Annotated in this window: 15 protein-coding genes and 2 pseudogenes; 10 read left to right on the top strand and 7 right to left on the bottom strand. The window is 62.2% G+C overall.

The window, feature by feature from the left end; genetic code table 11:
* Positions 1-4: 4 nt before the first annotated feature.
* The 7 genes and pseudogenes from FB481_RS18975 to aceE all read right to left on the bottom strand — a co-directional run bounded on the left by FB481_RS18975 (position 5) and on the right by aceE (position 9,870).
* Entirely contained in the window at positions 5-1,258 is a 1,254-nt protein-coding gene (locus tag FB481_RS18975) for an HD-GYP domain-containing protein (protein WP_147177368.1), read from the bottom strand.
* Between the two features lie 71 nt (positions 1,259-1,329).
* Positions 1,330-1,527 carry a putative motility protein gene (locus FB481_RS18970; protein ID WP_093506282.1) on the bottom strand — a complete coding sequence of 66 codons (198 nt, stop codon included), beginning with the start codon at positions 1,525-1,527 and terminating at the stop codon, positions 1,330-1,332.
* 15 nt (positions 1,528-1,542) lie between these two features.
* Positions 1,543-2,193, bottom strand: coding sequence for a peptide-methionine (S)-S-oxide reductase MsrA (gene msrA / locus FB481_RS18965; RefSeq protein WP_147177367.1), 651 nt, complete (start codon positions 2,191-2,193; stop codon positions 1,543-1,545).
* 57 nt (positions 2,194-2,250) lie between these two features.
* Positions 2,251-4,482, bottom strand: a pseudogene (locus tag FB481_RS18960) (putative bifunctional diguanylate cyclase/phosphodiesterase); the annotation flags it as partial.
* Between the two features lie 56 nt (positions 4,483-4,538).
* Positions 4,539-4,923, bottom strand: a pseudogene (locus FB481_RS23730) (diguanylate cyclase); the annotation flags it as partial.
* A 310-nt stretch (positions 4,924-5,233) separates the two neighbouring features.
* Complete coding sequence (aceF, locus tag FB481_RS18955) at positions 5,234-7,210, bottom strand: dihydrolipoyllysine-residue acetyltransferase (RefSeq protein ID WP_147177365.1); 1,977 nt, start codon at positions 7,208-7,210, stop codon at positions 5,234-5,236.
* Positions 7,211-7,221: 11 nt separating this feature from the next.
* Positions 7,222-9,870: a pyruvate dehydrogenase (acetyl-transferring), homodimeric type gene (gene aceE / locus FB481_RS18950; RefSeq protein WP_093506290.1), complete on the bottom strand. Its 2,649-nt coding sequence runs from the start codon at positions 9,868-9,870 to the stop codon at positions 7,222-7,224.
* Positions 9,871-10,138: 268 nt separating this feature from the next.
* Here aceE and glnE point away from each other — a divergent pair, with 268 nt between their 5' ends.
* The 10 genes from glnE (at position 10,139) to msbA (ending at position 24,018) form a co-directional block, all read left to right on the top strand.
* Positions 10,139-13,084, top strand: coding sequence for a bifunctional [glutamate--ammonia ligase]-adenylyl-L-tyrosine phosphorylase/[glutamate--ammonia-ligase] adenylyltransferase (glnE, locus tag FB481_RS18945; protein WP_147177364.1), 2,946 nt, complete (start codon positions 10,139-10,141; stop codon positions 13,082-13,084).
* A 41-nt stretch (positions 13,085-13,125) separates the two neighbouring features.
* Positions 13,126-14,163, top strand: coding sequence for a lipopolysaccharide heptosyltransferase II (waaF, locus tag FB481_RS18940; protein ID WP_147177363.1), 1,038 nt, complete (start codon positions 13,126-13,128; stop codon positions 14,161-14,163).
* Entirely contained in the window at positions 14,164-15,165 is a 1,002-nt protein-coding gene (waaC, locus tag FB481_RS18935; RefSeq protein WP_147177362.1) for a lipopolysaccharide heptosyltransferase I, read from the top strand.
* Between the two features lie 20 nt (positions 15,166-15,185).
* Entirely contained in the window at positions 15,186-16,307 is a 1,122-nt protein-coding gene (locus tag FB481_RS18930; protein ID WP_147177361.1) for a glycosyltransferase family 4 protein, read from the top strand.
* A 139-nt stretch (positions 16,308-16,446) separates the two neighbouring features.
* Positions 16,447-17,274, top strand: a complete 828-nt coding sequence (rfaP, locus tag FB481_RS18925) for a lipopolysaccharide core heptose(I) kinase RfaP (RefSeq protein ID WP_147177360.1) — start codon at positions 16,447-16,449, stop codon at positions 17,272-17,274.
* Positions 17,271-18,008, top strand: coding sequence for a lipopolysaccharide kinase InaA family protein (locus FB481_RS18920; protein WP_147177359.1), 738 nt, complete (start codon positions 17,271-17,273; stop codon positions 18,006-18,008). The genes rfaP and FB481_RS18920 overlap by 4 nt, the downstream gene beginning before the upstream one ends.
* Complete coding sequence (locus FB481_RS18915; protein WP_147177358.1) at positions 18,005-18,754, top strand: lipopolysaccharide kinase InaA family protein; 750 nt, start codon at positions 18,005-18,007, stop codon at positions 18,752-18,754. Before FB481_RS18920 ends, FB481_RS18915 begins: the two co-directional genes overlap by 4 nt.
* A complete protein-coding gene (locus FB481_RS18910) occupies positions 18,751-20,181 on the top strand; it encodes a lipopolysaccharide kinase InaA family protein (protein ID WP_147177357.1) in 1,431 nt (476 codons plus the stop codon). The genes FB481_RS18915 and FB481_RS18910 overlap by 4 nt, the downstream gene beginning before the upstream one ends.
* A gap of 76 nt (positions 20,182-20,257) precedes the next feature.
* Positions 20,258-22,033, top strand: a complete 1,776-nt coding sequence (locus tag FB481_RS18905) for a carbamoyltransferase (protein ID WP_147177356.1) — start codon at positions 20,258-20,260, stop codon at positions 22,031-22,033.
* 164 nt (positions 22,034-22,197) lie between these two features.
* Positions 22,198-24,018 (top strand): lipid A export permease/ATP-binding protein MsbA, encoded by a 1,821-nt coding sequence (msbA, locus tag FB481_RS18900; protein WP_147177355.1) that lies wholly within the window; start codon positions 22,198-22,200, stop codon positions 24,016-24,018.
* Positions 24,019-24,104 lie beyond the last annotated feature (86 nt).

The raw sequence follows: 24,104 nt of genomic DNA, 5'->3' as shown, positions 1-24,104 counted from the left end.
CTGTCTAGCGGCGTCGCGGATCGACGTAGTAGGTCAGCTGCTGGCGCGGGTTGAGGTATTCCAGCGCTTCAGGCGGTAGTTGCGAAGGGCGGATGCTGGCGGCGATGGCCAGTTTCGGCTCGGCCTCCAGGTTGACGATCAGCGCTTCCTCCTTGGGCACTGCCGGATCGTAGATGATCAGGGTCGGCTTCATCGGCAGGGTCGGATGCATGCCCAGCACCAGCGCGTAGCGTTCGTCCTCGAGCTGCACCAGGCTGCCCGGCGGGTAGACGCCCATACAGCGAATGAAAGCTTTCAAGGCGACATCGTCGAAACGCACCCGATACTGTGGCAGGAACATCCGCGCCAGCGCCTCGTGGGGGCTCAGCGCCGTGCGCGGGTCTACCGGGTTGCACAGGTTGTCGAAGTGGTTGGCGATGCACACGATTCGGCTCAGCCGGCCGATGGAGGCCTCGCGCAGCTGCTGTGGATAACCGCTGCCGTCACAGTGTTCGTGGTGCTCATGGATGATGCGCAGCACATCGTCGTCGAGCATCAGCTTCTCGCCCATGCGCTTGCCGTACAGCGTGTGCATTTCCAGCAGCTGTTGCTCGGCGCGGGTCAGCGGTGGCGGTTTGAGCAGCACCTTGCTGGGCAGCTCCAGCTTGCCGATGTCATGTAGCAGGGCGCCCATGCCGAGCATGTGGCTGGCCTCAGCATCCAGGCCCAACTGACGACCGAGCATCATCGATAGCACGGTGACGTTCAGGGAATGCAGGTAAGCGTCTTCAGCAGCCTTGCCGTTGATGCTATGTAGGGCAACGCCGTCTTCGCCGAGCATGGTGGTAACCAGCTCGTTGACCAGCGCACCGGCCTGCTTGACCGATTCCTCCGGCTGGTTGCGCAGGCTCTGGTTGAGGGCCTTGACCCGCTGGCTGGCCTGGACGAAAGCGCGGTCGACCTCCGACAGGCGTTTGCGCAGCACGCTGAGCTGCTTGACCCGCGCCTGGCGTGCCTGCTCTTGGGGATCTGGCGGTGGAGGCGGTGCAGCAGGCTGTTCGACTGGCGCTTCGGCCAGCGGTAGCGGGTCGCAATCACTACGCGCCGGATCGTAGCGCAGGCGCTTGAGGCCCAGGGCGCGCAGCTGCTTGAGCTGGCTTTCGTCCTTGATCTTGAAATTGCTGAACGCGAACGAATGTTCCCACCAGCTCAGGTCGAGCTGGATGTACAGCCCGACGCAGAGCTGCTCGGGCGAAATGTAGGGCAGGTTGGCGGGCATCCGGTGCTCGTCGATTACTGGCTAATTGCCCACAAGTTTAGTCGGGCTGACGATGGGATGGCAGTAGTTCGTCAGGCCATCACGTCGATGCTGTTGCCCAGGTTTGGCGGATTGACGGGGCTACTGGCAGGCGAAGCGGCCTGCACCAGGCCGCCGACGCTGGCGGCCTGCAGCTCAAGCGTCTTGCGCAGCAGCAGGAGCGACATCTGCGCGGAGAACTGCGCCGATGCCTGACTCGATACCTGACTGGCAATGCTGCTCAACTCCAAGTCCGTCTGCTCCTGTTACTGAGGTGGCAGGCACACACCCGTGCCGCCCAGGCCGCAGTAACCTTCCGGGTTCTTGGCCAGGTACTGCTGGTGATAAGCCTCAGCGTAGTAGAAGGTCGGCGCGGAGGCGATCTCGGTGGTGATGTCGCCCAGGCCGGCCTTGCGCAGCTCTGCCTGGAACTGCTCCTGGCTGTGCTTGGCGGCAGCGAGTTGCTGCTCATCGACGCAGTAGATGGCCGAGCGATACTGGCTGCCGATGTCGTTGCCCTGGCGCATGCCCTGGGTCGGGTTGTGCACTTCCCAGAATACCTTGAGCAGATTTTCGTAGCTGGTCAGCTTGGGATCGAACACCACCAGCACAACCTCGGCATGGCCGGTCAGGCCCGAGCAGGTTTCCTCGTAGGTTGGGTTTGGCGTGTAGCCGCCGGCGTAACCAACCGCGGTGGTCCATACGCCAGGTTGCTGCCAGAAACGGCGCTCGGCGCCCCAGAAGCAGCCCAGCCCGAAAATGGCGGTCTGTAGGCCTGCAGGGAATGGGCCCTTGAGCGGGTTGCCGTTGACGAAGTGCGCCTCGGGAACCGAGATCGGCGTTTCACGGCCCGGCAAGGCCTGCTCGGCGCTGGGCAGTTCGAGCTTTTTGGTGAGGATTTCCGAGCGTAGAGCCATGGTGGAGGTTCTCCAAATCGATGTTCTGGGTAGACCGCGGCGGCTGACGGAGGTTGATTACCGTCTGGCGGTCGGGCGTCGCGAGTAGCGCTTGAGACTTTCTACCAGATCACGGCCCGCAATGGGGCGATCGAATAGATAGCCCTGGCCGATATCGCAGTTCTGACGACGCAGGAAGGTCAGCTGTGCCGGCGTCTCGACGCCCTCGGCGACGACCTTGAGCTTGAGATTGTGGGCCATGGCGATCACGGCAGAGGTGATTTCCATGTCGTCCTCGTTTTCGGGAATGTCCTTGATGAAGCTGCGATCGATCTTGATCACGTCGATGGGGAATTTTTTCAGGTAGCTGAGCGACGAATAGCCGGTGCCGAAGTCGTCCATGGCCAGGGTTAGGCCCAACTGCTTGAGTTCGTTGAGCTGGCTGCGTGTGCTGTCGGTGGCTTCCAGCAGCAAGCCTTCGGTGAGCTCCAGTTCGAGCAGTTCTGGCGCCAACTGCTCCTCTTGAAGAATGGTGGCGATGGAGCCAACCAGGTCCGGGTCGCTGAACTGCTTGGGCGACAGGTTGATGGCCACCTGCAGGTTACCTAGCCCGACCGCGGTAAGTTGCTTGCTCATGCGGCAGGCCTGGCGCACCACCCACTTGCCGATCGGCACGATGAGGCCGGTTTCCTCGGCCACGCTGATGAACTGATCCGGGCGGATCATGCCCTTTTCCGGATGCTGCCAGCGCAGCAGCGCCTCCATACCCAGCAGCTGGCCAGTCTTGAGGCACAGCTTGGGCTGGTAGAACACTTCCAGTTCGTTTTGAGTCAGGGCGCGTCGCAGGTTGTTCTCGACGAACAGCTTGTAGTTGGCCTCGGCATTCAGGGCATCGGTGAACACTTGCATCTGGTGTTTGCCGTTGGCCTTGGCCTTGTGCAGCGCCAGGCCGGCATGTTTCATCAGCGTCTGCGGGTCGGCGCCATGCTCGGGCGAGCTGGCCAGGCCCACGGAGCCGCTGATGATGATCAGTTGATTGTCGACGAACAGCGGCTTGTCGAGGGTTTCCAGCACCTGCTGGGCAATTTCCTGTCCGCGCTGGCTCTCGCAATTATCGAGCAGGATGGCGAATTCGTTGCTGGCAAAGCGCGCCAGGGTGCCTTCGCCGCTGAAACTGTTGCGCAGGCGTTTGGCAAGGCTGACCAGCAGTTTGTCGCCGGTCTGGTGGCCTAATGTGTCGTTGATGCGCTTGAAGTTATCGATATCCACCAGCAGCAGGCTGACCGGCGCGGTGTCACTGCTGAAGCGCTGCTCCAGCGCACGAATGAAGGCGTAGCGGTTGCCGAGGCCGGTGAGGTTATCGCTATAGGCCAGGCGCTCGATGCGCTGTTGAGACTGCTTGGTCTCGGTGATGTCTTCATAGATGCCGATGTAATGGGTCAGGCTGCCATCGTCGGCATGTACCTTGGAGATCGAGAACTGGCTCCAGTATGGCTCCAGGTTCTTGCGCCGGCTCTTGAACTCGCCCTGCCAGCTGTTCTGTTCGGCAAGGCCCGAGTCGGTGTTGAACAGCAGGTCACTGAGGTTTTCCAGGGCCGGCAGCTCGGCGAGCTGGCGGCCTTGCACTTCATCGGCGCTGTACTGGGTGATGGCCGTGAAGCTGGGGTTCACGTACTCCACCATGCCGTCGCGGTTGAGCAGGATAAAGGCGCTGGCGCTCTGCTCGACGGCGCGCTGGAACAGGTACAGGGCACTGGTGGCGTTGCGTCGTTCCTGATTGCTGAGCACGTTGGCGTACTGGTCGGCCAGCTCGCCGGCGAAGGCCACTTCGTCCGCCTGCCAGGTACGTGGGCCACCGGTGTGTTCCAGGCAGAGCACGGCCACCAGTTCGCCGCCGACGCGGATGCTGGCGTCGAGGATCGCGGTCACCGATTTGGGCCGCAGGTAATCCTCGAACAGCTCGCGGGTGCGCGGGTCGTTCTCTGCGTCGTGGGCGTCGAGCGCCCGGCCTTCCTTGAGCGCGCGCAGGTAACTGGGATAACGGCGACCGTCTATCGGCGGCGGCATCTCGTGATGCCCCTGTTCCTGCACATAGAGTGCTACCGGCTCGAGGGTGTCGCCGTTGATGTGCCAGATGCCGGCCCGTGCCACATCGTATATCTCGCAAGCGCTGCGGGTGATCAGTTCAGCGGCTTCCCGGCATGGGTCGGTGCCCTGGTAGCGTTGGCTGGCCAGGCGCACGATGAGCTGCTGCTGGGCCAGGGCACGTGACTGGTGTTGCAGCAATTCGGCTTGGCTGCGCTGCAGGTCCTCCAGCGCTGCTGACGGCTGCATGGTGGGGGTCAAGTCGCCCGGCTCTTCGCTGATTACCAGCAGGTAGCCGCGTAGCAGGGCGCGCCCGCGTTGCTTGAAGGGCTCGCCCAGCTCCATCAGCTTCAGAGGACCTTGGGGCGTGTGCAGGGTGTAGCGCACCAGATAATGCGAACTATCGACGAGCTGTTGCTGAATGGAGTCGTGCAGACGGTAGCGCTCCTCAGGCTCCATCAGACTGGCATAAGGCGTTTCCACCAGGTTGCATAGATCACTGGGAGGAATGCCGAACTGCTTTTCGCAGCTCGCATCGATGAACAGCAGGAGCCAGTTCGGCTCATTCATCCGCTCGAAACGCATCATGCCGAGCCGAGAGGGCACGGGCAATTGCGTGACGACCTCGGCCATGGCACGGCCTGCGGCATCGGGATGACTTTTCATCGAATGGCGTTATCCATCGGCTGGCACAGGCTATTGCCCGGCCCTACCACTATAGCGCTAACAGGGTTGAATACAGTATTGGTTGCAGCTCCGCACAGGCGATAGCCGGCCTAGGTTGCACCATGGCAGTAGCGGCTGACAAGGAATCTAATGGCATTGTGACGTCTTTATTTTAACTTGCTGATTTGAAAGAGATATTGCAGAAAGAAAAACCTGTAATCCGAGGTGATTAAGCCGATGATCGGTCAAAAAAAACCCCGCCTGATTGGGCGGGGTTGAGGATACGAGCGTGGCGCTCAAAAGATGTCGTTTACAGCAGCATGGTGCGGATGTCGGTCAGCACATCACCCAGGCGCTTGGTGAAGCGGGCAGCGGCTGCGCCGTTGATCACGCGGTGATCGTAGGACAGCGACAGCGGTAGCATCAGCTTGGGCTGGAAGGCCTTACCATCCCACACCGGCTGAATGGTCGCTTTGCTGACGCCGAGGATCGCCACTTCCGGCGCGTTGACGATCGGCGTGAAGCCGGTGCCGCCAATGTGGCCGAGGCTGGAGATGGTGAAGCAGGCACCCTGCATGTCGTCAGCCGACAGCTTCTTGTTGCGCGCTTTCTCGGCCAGTGCAGCGGCTTCGGCAGCCAGTTGCAGCAGACTTTTCTGGTCGACGTTCTTGATCACCGGCACCAGCAGGCCGTCCGGCGTATCGACGGCGAAGCCGATGTGCACGTACTTCTTGCGGATCACGGCCTTGCCGCTTGGCGCCAGCGAACTGTTGAAGTCCGGCAGTTCCTTGAGCAGGTAGGCGCAGGCCTTGAGCAGCAGTGGCAGCACGGTCAGCTTGACGCCGGCTTTCTCGGCGACAGCTTTCTGGGCAACGCGGAAGGCTTCCAGCTCAGTGATGTCGGCCGAATCGAACTGGGTCACGTGCGGGACGTTCAGCCAGCTGCGGTGCAGGTTGGCCGCGCCGACCTGCATCAGGCGTGTCATCGGCACTTCTTCGACTTCACCGAACTTGCTGAAATCGACAGTCGGGATCGGCGGAATGCCGGCGCCACCGGTTGCACCGGCAGCTGCGGCAGGAGCCGACTTGGCTTTCTGCAGCTCGGATTTGACGTAGGCCTGCACGTCTTCCTTGAGGATGCGACCTTTCGGGCCACTGCCAGGTACCGAACTCAGCTCGACGCCAAACTCGCGGGCCAGCTGACGCACCGCCGGGCCGGCGTGCACCTTGCTGCCGTCGCGGCTTGGCGCGGCCGCAGGGGCGGCCTGCGGTGCAGCCTTGGCTGGCGCGCTGCCCTGTACGTTGGCCGGTTTGGCCTGCTCGGGTGCAGCGGCTGGCGCCTGGGCTGCAGCCGGCTTGGCGGCAGCTTTGCCTTGGACCTTGAGGGTCAGGATCAGGTCGCCGGTCTTGGCCTGGTCACCGACCTTGATGGCGATACTTTCGATCACGCCAGCTTTGGGAGCCGGGATCTCCATGCTCGCCTTGGCCGACTCCAGGGTGATCAGCGATTGTTCGGCTTCCACGCTGTCGCCTTCTTTGACCAGCATCTCGATGACGCTGGCAGCGTCGGCGCCGATGTCCGGGATACGCACTTCTTCAGTGCTCTCACCGGCCGGCTCTTCGGCAGCGGCAGGCGCTTCGGCCTGGGTCTGGGCCGGAGCGGCCGCAGGAGCTGGCGCGCTGGCGGCCTGCTTCTGAGCGCCGCCGGCGCCCTTGAGCACCAGAATCAGGTCGCCGGTGCCGACTTCGTCACCGACCTTGACCGATACGCTTTCCACCACGCCGGCAGCCGGCGAGGGGATTTCCATGCTGGCCTTGTCGGACTCGAGGGTGATCAGCGATTGATCGACCTCGATGGTGTCGCCCGGCTTGACCGCCACTTCGATGATGCTCGCCTTGGCGCTGGAGCCGATGTCCGGCACCTTGACTTCCTGAGGCTCGGCGTTGCCTGCCGACTGAGCTTGCGGCTCGGCAGCCGACTCCTCGGCAGCAGCCGGTGCTGCCTGTTCTGAAGCCTGCTCCTGCTTCTGCTCTGCCGGAGCGGCTTCGGCATCGCCTTCCACGTCCAGCTCGAGCAGCTCGTCACCTTCTTTCAGGGTGTCGCCTAGCTTGACCTTTAGGCTCTTCACGACGCCGGCCTTGGGGGCCGGGATTTCCATGCTGGCCTTGTCCGACTCGAGGGTCAGCAGGCTCTGGTCGGCTTCGATGCGGTCGCCGACCTTAACGAACAGCTCGATGATTTCACCTTCACCGCCGCCAATATCGGGTACGCGAATCAATTCACTCACAATGCGTCTCCTCAGCAGTCCAGTGGGTTGCGTTTTTCAGGGTCGATACCGAACTTGACGATGGCCTCGGCCACCACCTTGCGTTCGATTTCACCGCGATCGGCCAGCGCTTCGAGCGCAGCCAGAACAACCCAGCGACGGTCCACTTCGAAGAAGTCGCGCAGCTTGCGACGGCTGTCGCTGCGGCCATAACCGTCGGTGCCCAGAACTTTGTATTCCTTGACTGGTACCCACTGACGAATCTGTTCGGCGAACAGCTTCATGTAGTCGGTGCTGGCCACGACCGGACCTTTACGACCGCTCAGGCACTGCTCGACATAGCTCTGCTTGGGCTCGTCGCCCGGGTGCAGACGGTTGCTGCGCTCTACGGCCAGGCCGTTGCGACGCAGTTCGTTGAAGCTGGTGACGCTCCACACATCGGCACCGATGTTGTAGTCGTTGCGCAGGATCTTCGCCGCTTCGCGAACTTCGTTGAGGATGGTGCCGCAACCCATGAGTTGCACGTGGTGGGCGGCTTCCTTCTTGTCCTCTTCGAGCAGGTACATGCCTTTGATGATGCCGTCTTCGACACCTTCGGGCATGGCCGGCTGCTGGTAGTTCTCGTTCATCACGGTGATGTAGTAATAAACGTTTTCCTGCAGAGTCATCATCCGGTGCGTGCCTTCGCGCATGATCACCGCCAGCTCGTAAGCGTAGGTGGGGTCATAGCTGCGCACGTTGGGGATGGTGCTGGCGAGAATGTGGCTGTGGCCGTCTTCGTGTTGCAGGCCTTCGCCGTTCAACGTGGTACGGCCCGAGGTGCCGCCCAGCAGGAAACCGCGGGTCTGGCCGTCGCCGGCGGCCCAGGCCAGGTCACCGATACGCTGGAAGCCGAACATCGAATAGAAGATGTAAACCGGCAGCATCGGGGTGTTGTAGTTGCTGTAGGCGGTACCGGCAGCGATGAAGGAGGAGAACGCGCCTGCCTCGTTGAGGCCTTCCTGGAGGATCTGGCCGTCCTTCTCTTCGCGGTAGTACATCACCTGATCGCGGTCGACCGGCTCGTAAAGCTGGCCGACAGGGGAGTAGATACCCAGCTGGCGGAACATGCCTTCCATACCGAAGGTACGCGCCTCGTCAGCGAGGATCGGCACGATGCGCTTGCCCAGCTCCTTATCCTTGACCATCGAGGCGAGGATGCGACCGAACGCCATGGTGGTGGAGATTTCGCGGTCGCCCGAGCCGTCCAGAACCGCCTTGAGGGTTTCCAGCGGCGGCGTCGGGATGCTGATGCTGCCGCGGTTACGCTGCGGCAGGTGGCCACCGAGCTTCTCGCGGCACTTGCGCAGGTACTTCATCTCGGCGCTGTCTTCGGCCGGACGGTAGAACGGCAGCTCTTCGAGCTGCGAATCGTTCAGCGGAATGTCGAAGCGATCGCGGAATTTCTTCAGCGACTCGATATCGACCTTCTTGGTGTTGTGCGCGGTGTTCTTGGCTTCGCCGGCACCGGTGCCATAACCCTTGATGGTCTTGGCCAGGATGACGGTCGGCTGGCCTTTGTGGTTGACCGCCTGGTGGTAGGCCGCATAGACCTTATACGGGTCGTGGCCGCCGCGGTTGAGGTTGAAGATTTCCTCGTCCGACAGCTTCTCGACGCGCTTGAGCAGCTCCGGATCGGCACCGAAGAAGTGCTTGCGCACGTAGGCACCGTCTTTAGCCTTGTAGTTCTGGTATTCACCGTCGATGGCGGCGTCCATGCGACGCTGCATGCGACCGTCTTCATCCTGGGCGAACAGCGGATCCCACATGCGGCCCCAGATGACCTTGTTGACGTTCCAGTTGGCGCCGCGGAACACGCCTTCGAGTTCCTGAATGATCTTGCTGTTACCGCGAACCGGGCCATCGAGGCGCTGCAGGTTGCAGTTGATGACGAAGATCAGGTTGTCGAGGTTCTCGCGGCCGGCCAGGGAGATGGCGCCCAGGGTTTCTGGCTCGTCAGTCTCACCGTCGCCGATGAAGCACCAGACCTTCTGCTTGCCGGCCGGGATGAAGCCGCGGTTTTCCAGGTACTTCATGAAACGCGCCTGGTAGATCGCGGTGATCGGGCCCAGGCCCATGGACACGGTCGGGAACTGCCAGAAGTCCGGCATCAGGTGCGGGTGCGGGTACGACGACAGGCCATCACCGTCTACTTCCTGGCGGAACTTGAGCATTTGCTCTTCGCTCAGGCGGCCTTCCAGGAAGGCGCGAGCGTAGATGCCGGGCGATGCGTGGCCCTGATAGTAGATCAGGTCGCCGCCGTGTTCTTCGGTCGGCGCCTTGAAGAAATAGTTGAAGCCGATGTCGTAGAGGGTCGCGCTGGAGGCGAAGGTGGAGATGTGACCACCCAGATCCGGGTCCTGCATGTTGGCGCGCATGACCATGGCCAGAGCGTTCCAGCGAACGATCGAGCGGATGCGGCGTTCCATGAACAGGTCGCCCGGCATGCGTGCTTCACGCGTGACCGGAATGGTGTTGCGGTAGGGAGTGGTGATCGAATAGGGCAGCTGTGTGCCGCTACGAGTGGCCAACTCACCCAGACGCGTCATTAGATAGTGGGCACGGTCTTCGCCTTCCTTGTCGAGGACGGATTCCAGTGCGTCCAGCCATTCCTGGGTTTCGATTGGATCGAGGTCTTGCATGGCTTGCTCCAGAGCGGAAAGGCTTCCAGAATCGGAAACCAGATGCGTGGCCGGCTTTTTGAGCGGGCACATAAATTCTTGGATGTACCGGTTGGGTAGATCCGGCTTCGTGTAGTTTTACTACATTTCGTCGACGATTTCAGCTCTCTCGATCAATCCAGTCGTGGCAAAACTACAATCAAATCAGGCGAGAGCCAGAAACGGCGAGCCTTCGCAGGGGCTGCGCCGGTTTTCCAACAGGCCCCCAGCCCGCCGAAAAGGATAGACCATGAGCTTGCCCGCGCTCGTCCCTTTGCCTGCTGCCCTGCAATCCATCGCCCAGCGTGCCGAGCAGTCGCTCACCCAGGCCTTCGCTACCTTGTCTGCTCAAGCAGCCGCCGATTTCGCCGCCTGGCCGGCGCAGCGCAAGGAGCAGCTGCAGTGCGTCACGGCCGCCAGTGACTTCGTCACCCAGCAGAGCCTGCGTGACCCGCAGATGCTGCTTGATCTGGCCGTCAGTGGCGAGCTGGAGCGGCGCCTGGCGGGCGGTGAGTTGCGTAATCAGTTGGCCGAGCAACTGGCTGAATGTGTCGATGAAAATGCCTTGGCACGCAGCCTGCGAAAATTTCGCAACCGCCAGCAGCTGCGCATCATCTGGCGCGATATCAGCCGTCAGGCGGATCTGGTGGAAACCTGCCGCGATCTCTCCGATCTGGCCGATGCCTGCATCGATCTGGCCTATCACTGGCTCTACCCGCGGCATTGCGAGCAATTCGGCACGCCGGTCGGGCGCCGCACTGGTGAGCCGCAGCATATGGTCATCCTCGGCATGGGCAAGCTCGGCGCCTTCGAGCTGAACCTGTCGTCGGACATAGACCTGATCTTTGGTTATCCAGAAGGCGGCGAGACTCAGGGCGTGAAGCGTCCGCTGGATAACCAAGAGTTCTTCATTCGCCTGGGCCAGAAGCTGATCAAGGCACTGGACGCCATCACCGTCGACGGTTTCGTGTTCCGTACCGACATGCGCCTGCGCCCCTATGGGTCGAGCGGCGCGCTGGTGTTCAGCTTCAATGCGCTGGAGCAGTACTACCAGGACCAGGGGCGCGACTGGGAGCGCTACGCGATGATCAAGGCGCGGGTGGTCGGCGGTGATCAGCAGGCCGGTGCGCACCTGCTGGAGATGCTGCGCCCGTTCGTCTACCGCCGTTACCTGGACTTTTCCGCTATCGACGCGCTGCGCACCATGAAGCAACTGATCCAGCAGGAAGTGCGCCGCAAGGGCATGGCCGAGAACATCAAGCTTGGCGCCGGCGGCATTCGTGAGGTGGAATTCATCGCCCAGGCGTTTCAGCTGATCCACGGCGGGCGTGATCTCAGCCTGCAACAGCGTTCCTTGCTCAAGGTGCTGCAAACCCTCAAGGACCAGGGCTACCTGCCTGGCCAGGCGGTCGAAGAACTGCACGCCGGTTACGCCTTCCTGCGTTACACCGAGCACGCCCTGCAGGCCATCGACGACCGGCAGACGCAGATGCTCCCGGACAACGCTCAGGACCGCGCGCGCGTGGCCTTTATGCTTGGCTTCGACAGCTGGGAGGCCTTCCATGGGCAGCTGATGTACTGGCGTGGCCGGGTCGACTGGCATTTCCGCCAAGTCATCGCCGACCCCGACGAGGATCAGGAGGGTGGCGATGAACTCATGGTCGGCGCTGACTGGCTGCCGTTGTGGAACGATGATCAGGATGAAGAGGCGGCCTGCCGGCAACTCATTGAGGCCGGTTTCGTCGAGGCTCAGGCCGCCTGGCAGCGGCTGGTGGGGCTGCGTAACGGCAATCAGGTGCGCGCCATGCAGCGTATCGGTCGCGAGCGCCTCGATGCCTTCATCCCGCGTCTGCTGGCTGCCACGGTGGAGCACGACAAGCCGGATCTGGTGCTGGAGCGAGTGCTGCCGCTGATCGAGGCAGTGGCGCGTCGTTCGGCCTATCTGGTGCTGCTCACGGAAAACCCCGGCGCCTTGCAGCGCCTGCTCACGTTGTGCGCCGCCAGCCCGTGGATCGCCGAGCAGATCAGCCGCTTCCCGCTGCTGCTCGACGAGCTGCTCAACGAAGGCCGGCTATTTAGTCCGCCCCATGCGCCGGAGCTGGCCGCCGAGCTGCGCGAGCGGCTGACGCGTATTCCCGAGGACGATCTGGAGCAGCAGATGGAAGCGCTGCGTCACTTCAAGCTGGCCCACGGCCTGCGCGTGGCGGCTTCGGAAATCGCCGGCAGCCTGCCGCTGATGAAGGTCAGCGATTACCTGACCTGGCTGGCCGAGGCCATTCTCGATCAGGTGCTGGCCCTGGCCTGGCGGCAGATGGTCAGCCGCCATGGCACGCCGCTGCGCGCCGATGGCAGTCCGTGCTCGCCGGATTTCATCATCGTCGGCTACGGCAAGGTCGGCGGCATCGAACTGGGCCACGGCTCGGACCTGGACTTGGTGTTCATCCACGACGGCGACCCCCAGGCCGAGACCGATGGCGCCAAGCCCATCGACGGCGCCCAGTTCTTCACTCGTCTGGGCCAGCGCATCATTCACCTGCTGACCGCACAGACTAACTCCGGCCAGCTCTATGACGTCGACATGCGCCTGCGCCCCTCCGGCGCGGCGGGGTTGCTGGTCAGCTCCTTGGGCGCCTTCCGCCGCTACCAGGAGGGCGAGGCCTGGACCTGGGAGCATCAGGCGCTGGTCCGCGCCCGGGTGCTGGTTGGTTGCGAGCGCGTGGGCGCCGCCTTCGATGAAGTACGTAGCGCCGTGCTTGGCCGCGAGCGCGATCAGGCCAAGTTGCAGGCCGAGGTCAGCGAGATGCGCGCCAAGATGCGCGACAACCTGGGCAGCCGTTCCACCGCCGCCGGCACGGCGGAGAATGCCTTCGACGCGGCCTCGCCCTTCGATCTCAAGCAGGACGCCGGAGGTATCGTCGATATCGAATTTATGGTGCAATACGCGGCCCTGGCGTGGTCGAAGCAGCATCCGGCGCTGCTCGAATTCACCGATAACATCCGCATTCTGGAAGGCCTGGACCGGCTCGGTCTGCTCCGCGATGGCGAGGCGACCCTGCTACAGGACGCCTACAAGGCCTACCGTTCGGCAGCCCATCGGCAGGCCCTGCAGAAGCAGCCCGGGGTAGTGGGTGGCGACCAGTTTCACGAGCACCGGCGCAACGTGATGCGCATCTGGCGTGAACTGGGCCTGAGTTGATGGCCGCCGCCGCCATCGGGCTTCTCTAGCGAACTGAGTGTATGAATATTCTGATCATCGGCCCCTCGTGGGTAGGCGACATGGTGATGGCGCAGACATTGTTCCAGTGTCTGAGGCAGCGTCACCCTGATTGCGCCATCGACGTGCTGGCCCCGGACTGGAGCCGGCCGATCCTCGAGCGCATGCCCGAGGTTCGCCAGGCCTTGAGCTTTCCCCTGGGCCATGGCGTGCTGGAGTTGGCCACGCGGCGGCGCATCGGCAAGTCCCTGGCCGGCCGTTACGATCAGGCGATCTTGCTGCCCAATTCCATGAAATCGGCGCTGGTGCCATTCTTCGCCGGCATCCCGCTGCGTACCGGCTGGAAAGGCGAGATGCGTTACGGCCTGCTCAATGACGTGCGCAAGCTGGACAAGGAGCGCTACCCGCTGATGATCGAGCGCTTCATGGCCCTGGCCTATCCGGCTGGCGCCGAACTGCCGCAGCCTTATCCGCGCCCCTCGTTACAGATCGATCCGGCTACCCGCGACGCGGCCCTGGCGCATTTCGGCCTTTCCCTGGACCGCCCGGTACTGGCCCTGTGCCCCGGCGCCGAGTTCGGCGAGGCCAAGCGCTGGCCCAGCGAGCATTACGCCAAGGTCGCCGAGGCGAAGATCCGTGAGGGCTGGCAGGTCTGGCTATTCGGCTCGAAAAAGGATCACCCGGTGGGCGAGGACATCCGTTCACGGTTGATTCCCGGTCTACGTGAGGAGGCCGTCAACCTGTCCGGCGAGACCAGCCTGGCCCAGGCCATCGACCTGTTGTCCTGTGCCGCTTCGGTGGTGTCCAACGACTCCGGGCTGATGCACGTGGCCGCGGCGCTCAATCGTCCGCTGGTGGCGGTGTACGGCTCGACTTCGCCGCAATTCACGCCGCCGCTGGCCGAACAGGTGGAAATCATCCGTCTGGGCATCGAGTGCAGCCCCTGTTTCGAGCGCACCTGCCGCTTCGGTCATTACAACTGCCTGGTGCAGCTCGAGCCACGGGTTGCGGTCGACGCGCTGCAGCGCCTGGCCGGCGAGCCCGTCGAGGTCATGCCCTGAATGCGTGTGCTGGTGATCAAGACCTCATCGCTGGGCGACGTGATTCATACCCTGCCGGCCCTGACCGACGCGGCCCGGGCGATCCCTGGCATCCGGTTCGACTGGGTGGTGGAAGAAGGCTTCGCCGAGATTCCAGCCTGGCATCCGGCCGTCTCCCAGGTGATTCCGGTGGCCATCCGCCGCTGGCGCAAGCACCCGCTGAAAACCCTGCGCAGTGGCGAGTGGGCGCGGTTCAAGCAGCGCCTGCGCGAGAGTCATTACGACCTGGTGATCGATGCTCAGGGGTTGTTCAAGAGCGCCTGGCTGACCCGTTACGTCAAGGCGCCGGTGGCTGGCCTCGACGGCAAATCCGCGCGCGAGCCTGTCGCTGCGCGTTTTTATGACCGTCGCTACAGCGTGCCGCGGGCCCAGCATGCGCTGGAGCGTACCCGCCAGTTGTTCGGTCTGGCACTGGGCTACAGCGTGCCCGCTGGTCTGGGCGACTACGGGTTGAACCGCGGCCAGCTTGCAGATCCGGCCGCAAGCCCTTATCTAGTGTTCCTGCATGGCACCACCTGGGCCAGCAAGCACTGGCCCGAAGCCTACTGGCGCGAGCTGGCCGAGCAGGTCGCCGAGCAGGGCTGGGCGATCCGCCTGCCGTGGGGCAACGAAGCCGAGAAGGCGCGCGCGGAGCGAATCGCCGAGGGCATCGAAAACGCCGCCGTGCTGCCGAAGCTCAATCTGGCCGGTGTGGCCAAGGTACTCGCCGGTGCTCAGGCCTGTGTGGCCGTCGATACCGGCCTGGGCCACCTGGCGGCAGCGCTGGATGTGCCCACCGTGTCGCTGTACGGCCCGACCCTGCCGGGCCGGGTCGGTGCCTACGGGCGCTCCCAGGTGCACCTGTGCGCCAGCGGCCCGGATGCCGGCAAGGGTGACCGCGAAAAGCCCTGTTTCGATGATTTGAAACCACAGCGGGTGTTCACCGAATTACATGCCCTGCTGCTGGATCTGGGGCTGGACTGATGCAAGCGAGCGGAGGGCCGATGCGCCTGGCTTTTATCCTCTACAAGTACTTCCCCTACGGCGGATTGCAGCGCGACTTCATGCGTATCGCCCTGGAGTGCCAGCAGCGCGGCCACAGCATCCGCGTCTACACGCCGATCTGGGAAGGCGAGGTACCGGAGGGTTTCGAGGTTGTGGTGGTGCCGGTCAAGGCGCTGTTCAACCATCACCGCAACGAGAAGCTCACCGCCTGGGTGCAGGCCGATCTGCGCGAGCGCCCGGTCGACCGGGTGGTCGGCTTCAACAAGATGCCGGGGCTGGACGTCTACTACGCTGCCGACGGCTGCTTCGAGGACAAGGCGCAGACCCTGCGCAACCCGCTGTATCGCCGCTGGGGCCGCTACAAGCATTTCGCCGAGTACGAGCGAGCGGTTTTCGCGCCCGAGTCGAACACCGAGATCCTGATGATCTCCGAGGTGCAGCAGCCGCTGTTCGTCAAACATTACGGCACGCCTGCCGAGCGCTTTCACCTGCTGCCGCCGGGCATCGCCCTGGATCGCCGCGCGCCGGCCAATGCCGCCGAGATTCGTGCCGAGTTTCGCCGCGAATTCTCGTTGGGCGATAACGGTCTCTTGCTGGTGCAGATCGGCTCGGGGTTCAAGACCAAGGGGCTGGATCGCAGCCTCAAGGCCCTGGCCGCCTTGCCGGAAGCATTGAAGAAGCGTACCCGGTTGATGGTCATCGGCCAGGACGACCCCAAGCCGTTCCTGCTGCAGGTAAAAGCCCTCGGCCTGAGCGATCAGGTGCAGATTCTCAAAGGGCGCAGCGATATTCCGCGCTTCCTGCTCGGCGCCGACCTATTGATCCACCCGGCCTACAACGAAAACACCGGCACCGTGCTGCTCGAGGCGCTGGTCGCCGGGCTGCCGGTGCTGGTCACCGATGTCTGTGGCTATGCCCATTACATCGAGGATGCCGACGCCGGCCGCGTAGTGCCTAGTCCGTTCGAACAGTCCACGCTGAACCGCCTGCTGGCCGAAATGCTGGCCGACGACGCGGCGCGTGCGCAGTGGAAACAAAATGGCCTGGCCTATGCCGATACAGCTGACCTTTACAGCATGCCGCAGCGGGCTGCGGATGTGATTCTGGCGGATCTGGTTTGATGCTCGACCTGCGGGTACCCGCTAGCTCCGATTGTCAGAGGCAGTGCGTATGCCGAATGATGGCTGCGTTTTGCGTCATGGCGGGTAATGCTGTGCATCACAACGATCTGCCGGCGCGCCGGCTTCTGCGAGAGGCCCTATGCCGCTGATTCTTGCTGAACCATTCAAGTCCCTATGGGCCGGCAAGGATGCCTTCGAAGAGGTCGAGGGCTTGCAAGGGCAGGTTTACCGCGAACTCGAGGCGCGCCGAACGTTACGCACCGAGGTGGACGGCCAGGGCTATTTCGTGAAGATTCACCGTGGGATCGGCTGGGGAGAAATAGCCAAGAACCTCGTCACGGCTCGCTTGCCGGTCCTTGGGGCTGGGCAGGAGTGGAAGGCTATCCAGCGCCTGAACGAAACCAGAGTGTCGACCATGAACGCAGTGGCCTATGGCGAGCGGGGTAGCAATCCGGCACAGCAGCATTCGTTCATCATCACCGAAGAGCTGGCGCCGACCATCGATCTTGAGCAACTGACGCTGAGCTGGATTGATAAGCCCCCGACACCAGCGTTGAAGCGGGCGCTCATCTGCCGTGTCGCGCAGATGACCGGGCTCATGCATGCGGCTGGCGTGAACCATCGAGATTGCTACATCTGTCACTTTCTGCTGCATACGGACAAGCCTTTCGATCCCGATGATTTTCGGCTGTCAGTGATCGATCTGCACCGGGCTCAGGTGCGCTACCGGGTGCCACGCCGCTGGCGCAACAAGGACCTGGCCGGGCTGTACTTCTCCGCGCTGAATATTGGCCTGACCCAGCGTGATCTGCTTCGGTTTCTGAAGGTCTATTTTCTCGCGGCTGACAGTCGTCCGCTGCGTCAGATTCTGCGTGAGGAAGCCTCCCTGCTGAGCTGGTTGCAGCGCAAGGCGGATAGGCTGCGTTCGCGCTACGTGCGTAAATATGAAGTGGAGGACGGCGTATGAGTCAGTGGCGTGTTACCGCCTTGGCCACGCCCGAGGCGGCCAAGGCTTTCGTCTCCCTGGATGCTGTCTTCGCTCTGCAAGGCGAGGCCATTACCCATGACCCGCTGTCGGATGTGATTCGCGTCGAGTACGGCGGGCTGCGCTACTACGTCAAGCGTTACCACGGTGCGGGCAAGGGCGCCCGGCGTTTCGTCGGTCGGCCGCGGGTCAAGGCCGAGTGGCAGAACCTCAAGCATTTTGCTGCCTGGGGTATTCCGACTGCACCTATCGCCGCCTATGGGCTAGAACGTAAGGGTTCCGCCTTTCATCGTGGTGCGCTGATCACCCAGGAGCTGGTCGATACCACTGATATGTGGCGTCTCGCCTCCACAGATGACGCGCGGCTGCGTGACCGTGCCTGGGTGGAGGATGTGAGCTGCCAGCTCGCCCGCGCCACGCGCATCCTGCATGATCACCACTTTGCCCATAACGACCTGAAATGGCGCAACCTGCTGATCGACGAACACCGTCGCCTGTATTTCATCGATTGCCCGACCGGGGCATTCTGGTGGGGGCCGTTTCTGCGCCGGCGCATCGTCAAGGATCTGGCCTGCCTCGACAAGGTGGCCAAGTATCATCTTTCGCGCACCCAGCGCCTGCGCTTTTATCTGCAGTATCGCCGTCGCGATCGGCTCAACGATAGCGACAAGCAACGTATCGGGCAGATCGTTCGCTACTTCGAGGGCAGAGAATGAAGGACTTCATCGCCAGCGACGACCAAGCGCTGCTCGATCGTCATGGTCTGGCCAGCTTCGAGGCGCTCTGGTCGCTCGAACTACATGCCGTCGACGAGCCCAACGAGGCGCCGCGAGGCGGTTGGAGCACGGTCTATCGTCTCGATCTGGAGGGGCGCGGTTACTACCTCAAGCGTCAGAGTAATTACCTGACGCACAGCCTGGAGCGCCCCTGGGGTGAGCCGACGCTAGCGCGGGAATTCCGTAATATCCGCCGCTACCAGCGCTTGGGGATCCCGGCCATGAGTGCGGCTTTCTATGCGCAGCGGCGGGTCGTTGGCGAACGGCGCGCCGTGCTGCTGACCCACGCGCTGGATGGCTGGCAGGACCTTTATAGCTGGCTGCCGGAATGGGAGCAGCTTGCCGTCGAACAGCGACAGGCAATCGTCAGTGCCTGCGGCGCCCTGGCCCGACGGGTTCATGAGCGTGGTCAGGTGCATGGTTGCTTCTACCCCAAGCACATCTTTCTTCAGCCTCGGGGCGCAAGCTTTGCGGCCCAGCTGATCGACTTGGAGAAAACTCGACCGCTGGTTCTTGGCGAGCGCGATCGGGTCAAGGATATCGAGCCGCTGCTGCGTCGTACCAACGCCTGGAATGAGGTTGATCGTGTGGGTTTCCTGAGTGCTTATCTGGGCGGTACGCAAAAACTGGATCACTGGTTGCTGCGTCTTGGTGCGCGCTTGAAAGACAAGGCCCAGCGCACATGAAGCTGGCTCAGCTGAACGACGCAGGTCGCGACCCGGTTCTGCCCCTCGAGATCGACCTGCCAGAGGCGACGTCGCTTGAGCTGGAGAGCTTGTTGCGTGTATTGCCAGGGCAGCGTTATGTCGGCCTTGCGCTGTGGCAGGGGCGCAGCGTGCTCGCCAAGATACTGGTCGGCAGCAAGGCCGAGCGGCATTTCGCCCGCGAGCTGCAGGGTGCACGATTGCTGGCTGAGCAGGGATTGTGCACGCCGCTTTTGCTTGAGCAGGGTGTCGCGGCGGGTGAGGGTGGTTGGCTGCTATTCGAGTTTCTGGGCGGTGCACGGAGTCTGGCGGACGACTGGCAGACCGTCGCTGGCGACGCCTGGCTGAGCGAGGCGCAGCAACGGGTGCTGGGTGAGGCGCTTGGCGTTATCGGCGAGCTACATCGTTGCGGGTTGTGGCAGGAAGACCTGCATCTGGACAATTTGCTGCGCCATGATGGTCGTCTGTACCTCATCGATGGTGGTGGTATTCGTGCCGAAACGCCTGGGCAGCCCCTCTCCCGAGATCGGGTGTTGGAAAACCTTGGGCTGTTCTTCGCATTGTTTCCCCGAGCCATTGATGACTTCATTGAAGAGTTGCTGTTGCACTACCTGCTGGCCAATGGCGAGCATGCGTTGCCGCTCGAGGCGTTGCTCAAGGCAGTAGCCAGAGCGCGCGGATTGCGTCTGCATTCGTTCATGGCCAAGATCCGCCGCGAGTGCACGGCATTTCGCGTTTGGCGCGGGCCCTGGCGTCTGCAGGTGGTAAGGCGAGAAGAGGAAGCGGCGTTGGCACCCGTCCTGGCCGATCCCGACGCGGCGATGGCAGTCGGCGAGCCGCTCAAGCTGGGCGGATCTTCCACCGTGGTACGTATTCGGCAGGGTGACCGGCAATTGGTCATCAAGCGTTACAACATCAAGAGCGTTGGTCATTGGCTGCGGCGCTTTTGGCGGCCGAGCCGCGCCTGGCACAGCTGGTGCGAGGGTAATCGTCTGGATTTTCTCGGTATTGCCACGCCCAGGCCGCTTGCGGTGCTGGAGCGGCGCACGCTGTGGCTGCGCCGTCAGGCCTATCTGATTACCGAACACGCGCCAGGTGTGGATATAATCGCCCGTTTCGCGCCCTGTGGGGCCGACGGACTGCCCGCCGAGGCGGATTTGCAAGCGCTGGAGGCGTTGTTCGCAGCCCTGTTGCGTGAGCGCATCAGCCATGGCGATTGCAAGGGCCACAATATCCTTTTTCAAGACGGCCGCTGGGCGCTGATTGACTTGGATGCCATGCAGTACCATGGCCAGGCCAGCAGCTTCAAGGCAGCCTATGCGCGTGATCGCGCACGCTTATTGCGTAACTGGGCCGCCGACAGCGCCCTGTACCGTGAGCTTGATCGACGCTTGCCAACACTTATCTGAGCCTTCCGAGGAGGGCTTAGCGAAATCAAACAGTATCGGTTGCCGAGTCAGGCAGCCGCGTTAAGAGGCTTTATCCGTGGCATTGACGATTCTTGGCCTGTCCGGCGCCCTCAGTCATGACCCCTCCGCCGCGTTGTACATCGACGGCAAGTTGATTGCAGCGGCCGAAGAAGAGCGCTTCGTGCGTGACAAGCACGCGAAGAACCGCATGCCCTACGAGTCGGCCAAGTTCTGCCTGGAACAGGCCGGCATCAAGCCTTCGGATGTGGATGTGGTGGCGATTCCCTTTGCGCCCATCAGCCTGTTCGGCAAGGCCCGCTTGCACTATGCCAAACGCTACTGGTACGCGCCGGACCGTGCCCTCGACGCGATCTTGATGGGCAATCGCCGCTACAAGCGCTACCGCAAGAAGATCGTCTGGTGCCTGGAGCAGCTGGGTTTCGACCCCAAGAAGGTCAAGATCGAACCGGTCGAGCATCATCTTGCTCACGCTGCCAGCGCTTATCACTGCTCGGGTTTCACCGAGAAGACCGCGATCCTCGGTATCGACGGCAAGGGCGAGTACGCCACTACCTTCTTCGGCTATGGCGAGAACGGCCGTATCCACAAGATCAAGGAATTCTTTGACCCTGACTCCCTGGGCGGCCTGTACGGCGCGGTGACCGAGTTCCTCGGTTTCGAAATGCTCGACGGCGAGTTCAAGGTCATGGGCATGGCGCCTTATGGCGATGCCAGCAAATACGATTTTTCCCGCCTGGCCAAGTTCGAGAACGGCGAGTTGGTGATCAATACCGACTACGCCAACGTCATCGGCCTGCGCCGCCACAAGGAAAAGGGTAAGGGCTTCTACTTCTCGCCCAAGCTGATCGAGTGGCTGGGGCCAAAGCGCGAAGGCGACATTGCCGACGACCCTTACATCCACTACGCCGCCAGCATGCAGGCGCTGTTCGAGAAGCTGGCGCTGGAGATGATGGATTACTACCTGGGCGACATCCTCCGCGAAACCGGCAAGATCGCCTTCGCCGGCGGCTGCGCGCTGAACGTCAAGCTCAACCAGAAGATCATCGCCCGTCCCGAGGTCAAGGAGCTGTTCGTTCAGCCTGCCTCGGGTGATGCCGGTACTTCGGTTGGTGCCGCTGCCTACGTTTCCCACAAGCGTGGCGTGCCCGTGGAGAAGATGGAGCACGTCTACCTCGGTCCGGCCTATTCCAACGAAGACGTCATTGCCGCCTGCGCCCGCCACCCGAATGCGCCGAAATGGCAGAAGATCGACGACATGCCGCAGCGCATTGCACAGATCATGGTCGACGGCAACCCGGTAGCCTGGTTCCAGGGCCGCATGGAATTCGGTCCGCGCGCCCTGGGCGGTCGTTCGATCATCGGTTGCCCGAGCATTCCCGGCGTGGCCGATCGCATCAACGAACAGATCAAGTTCCGCGAGCGCTGGAGACCCTTCTGCCCATCAATGCTCGACACCGTAGCCGAGCAGATGCTCAAGGTCGACCATCCGAGCCCGTTCATGACCTTCACCTTCGAAGTCAACGACGAGTGGAAAGAACGCGTCAGCGAAGTCGTCCACGAAGACGGTACCTCGCGCGCCCAGGTGCTCAAGCGCGAATACAATCCGCGCTGGTACGATCTGATGCAGGAGCTGGAGAAACTTACCGGCAACGGTGTATCCCTGAACACCTCGCTCAACCGCCGTGGCGAGCCGATGATCTGCTCGCCGACAGATGCGCTGAACATGTTCTTCGGCTCGGACCTGCAGTACCTGATCATGGAAGATATTCTGGTGGTGAAGGACGGGGTCGCGGCACCGACCGACGAGCTGTCCAGCAGCATGGCACCTTAAGCCCGGCGGATAGAATATCTGCCAATGGCTGCAGCATGGCGCCGTGTTTGCACGGCGCTCCAGCGCAGCCATTGCCTGGGCTGGCTCCGCTGGGCGGGTCGCTGCATTTGGTTGCGGGTTCCCTGATGGTACAATCGCCTGCTTCACCTCAGAGCCCGCATCTTATGCCTGATTCAAGCGCCAAATCGCCTTCGATCTCCAGCTTCAAGCTGTACATGCGGCTGTTGAGCTACATGAGGCGTTACTGGTTCATGTTTGGCATCAGCATGATCGGTTACATCATCTTCGCTTCGACCCAGCCTATGCTTGCCGGTCTGCTCAAGTATTTCGTCGACGGGCTCGCTTCTCCCGAAGCCGGTATGGTCGAGCTGCCACTGCTTGGCAGCATGCAACTGCTATACGGAGTACCGCTCGCGTTGCTGCTGATCACCTTCTGGCAGGGGATCGGCTCATTTCTCGGTGGTTATTACCTCGCTCGGGTTTCGCTGGGGTTGGTTCAGGATCTGCGCATCGCGCTCTTCAACAACCTGCTGACGCTACCCAACCGCTATTTCGACAACCACTCCAGCGGCTACCTGATATCGCGCATCACCTACAACGTGGGCTCGGTCACCGGTGCGGCGACCGACGCCCTGAAGGTCATGGTGCGTGAAGGACTGACGGTGGTGTTCCTGTTCGGCTATCTGCTGTGGATGAATTGGAAGCTGACCATGGTGATGGTGGCGATTCTGCCGCTGATCGCCCTTATGGTTAAGAGCGCGAGCAAGAAGTTCCGTAACCAGAGCCGCAAGATCCAGAGTGCCATGGGCGAACTGACCCATGTGTCGTCTGAAACCATCCAGAATTACCGTGTGGTCCGCAGCTTCGGTGGCGAGCGCTACGAGCGTGAACGTTTCTATGAGGCGAGCGAAGACAGCACCCGCAAGCAGCTGCGCATGACCCGCACCAGTGCTATCTACACGCCCAGCTTACAATTGGTGAACTACGCGGCAATGGCGTTTCTCATGTTTCTGGTCCTGTTCCTGCGCGGGGATGCCAGCGTAGGCGATCTGGTGGCTTATATCACCGCCGCAGGGCTTCTGCCCAAGCCGATTCGCCAGCTCTCGGAGGTCAGCTCGACTGTTCAGAAGGGGCTTGCCGGTGCCGAGAGCATTTTCGAACAGCTGGACGAAGAGGCTGAGCCAGACCAGGGCAATGTCGAGAAAGAGCGTGTCAGTGGCGCCCTCGAGATCAAGAACCTGAGTTTCGTTTATCCCGGCACCGAAAAAAACGTGCTGCAGGACATCAGCTTTACCGTCGAGCCCGGTCAGATGGTGGCGCTGGTGGGGCGCTCGGGTAGCGGCAAGTCGACACTGGCCAATCTGATCCCGCGTTTCTATCAACATGATCAGGGGCGGATTCTGCTCGATGGCACGCCGATCGAAGACTATCGCGTTGAGAACCTGAGAAAGCATATCGCCCTCGTTACCCAACAGGTTTCCCTGTTCAACGACTCCGTGTCGAACAACATCGCCTATGGCGACCTGCGAGGCTTGCCGCGCGAGGCTGTCGAGCGTGCCGCCGAGGCTGCTTATGCTCGCGAATTCATCGATTTGCTGCCGCAGGGTTTCGACACCAAGGTAGGCGAGGACGGCGTCGTGCTTTCCGGCGGTCAGCGACAACGCCTGGCCATAGCCCGCGCGTTACTCAAGAGTGCGCCCGTGCTGATTCTCGATGAGGCGACCTCGGCGCTGGACACCGAGTCCGAGCGTTATATCCAGGCCGCTCTGGATAAAGTCATGGAGGGTCGCACCACGCTGGTCATCGCGCATCGACTGTCGACCATCGAGAAAGCCGATCTGATTCTGGTGATGGATCAAGGGCGGATCGTCGAGCGCGGCACCCATGAGTCGCTGCTGGCGCAGAACGGTTATTACGCCCGCCTGCACGCCATGGGACTGGAGGATAAGGACGAGTCACACGTGCAGGAACAGCCTGAGTCCTGAGTGGCTGAGGCGATAAAGGCATGGCATTGGCGGTGAACAGAGTGCGCCAGTGAAGATTTGCCGTACGTGATCAGGGACGATATTTG

Origin of the sequence: Pseudomonas sp. AG1028 (assembly GCF_007993955.1) — a bacterium.
GTDB classification, from domain to species: domain Bacteria; phylum Pseudomonadota; class Gammaproteobacteria; order Pseudomonadales; family Pseudomonadaceae; genus Aquipseudomonas; species Aquipseudomonas straminea.
The sequence above is the reverse complement of the archived record's forward strand: the minus strand, read 5'-3'. Positions and strand labels throughout refer to the sequence as shown.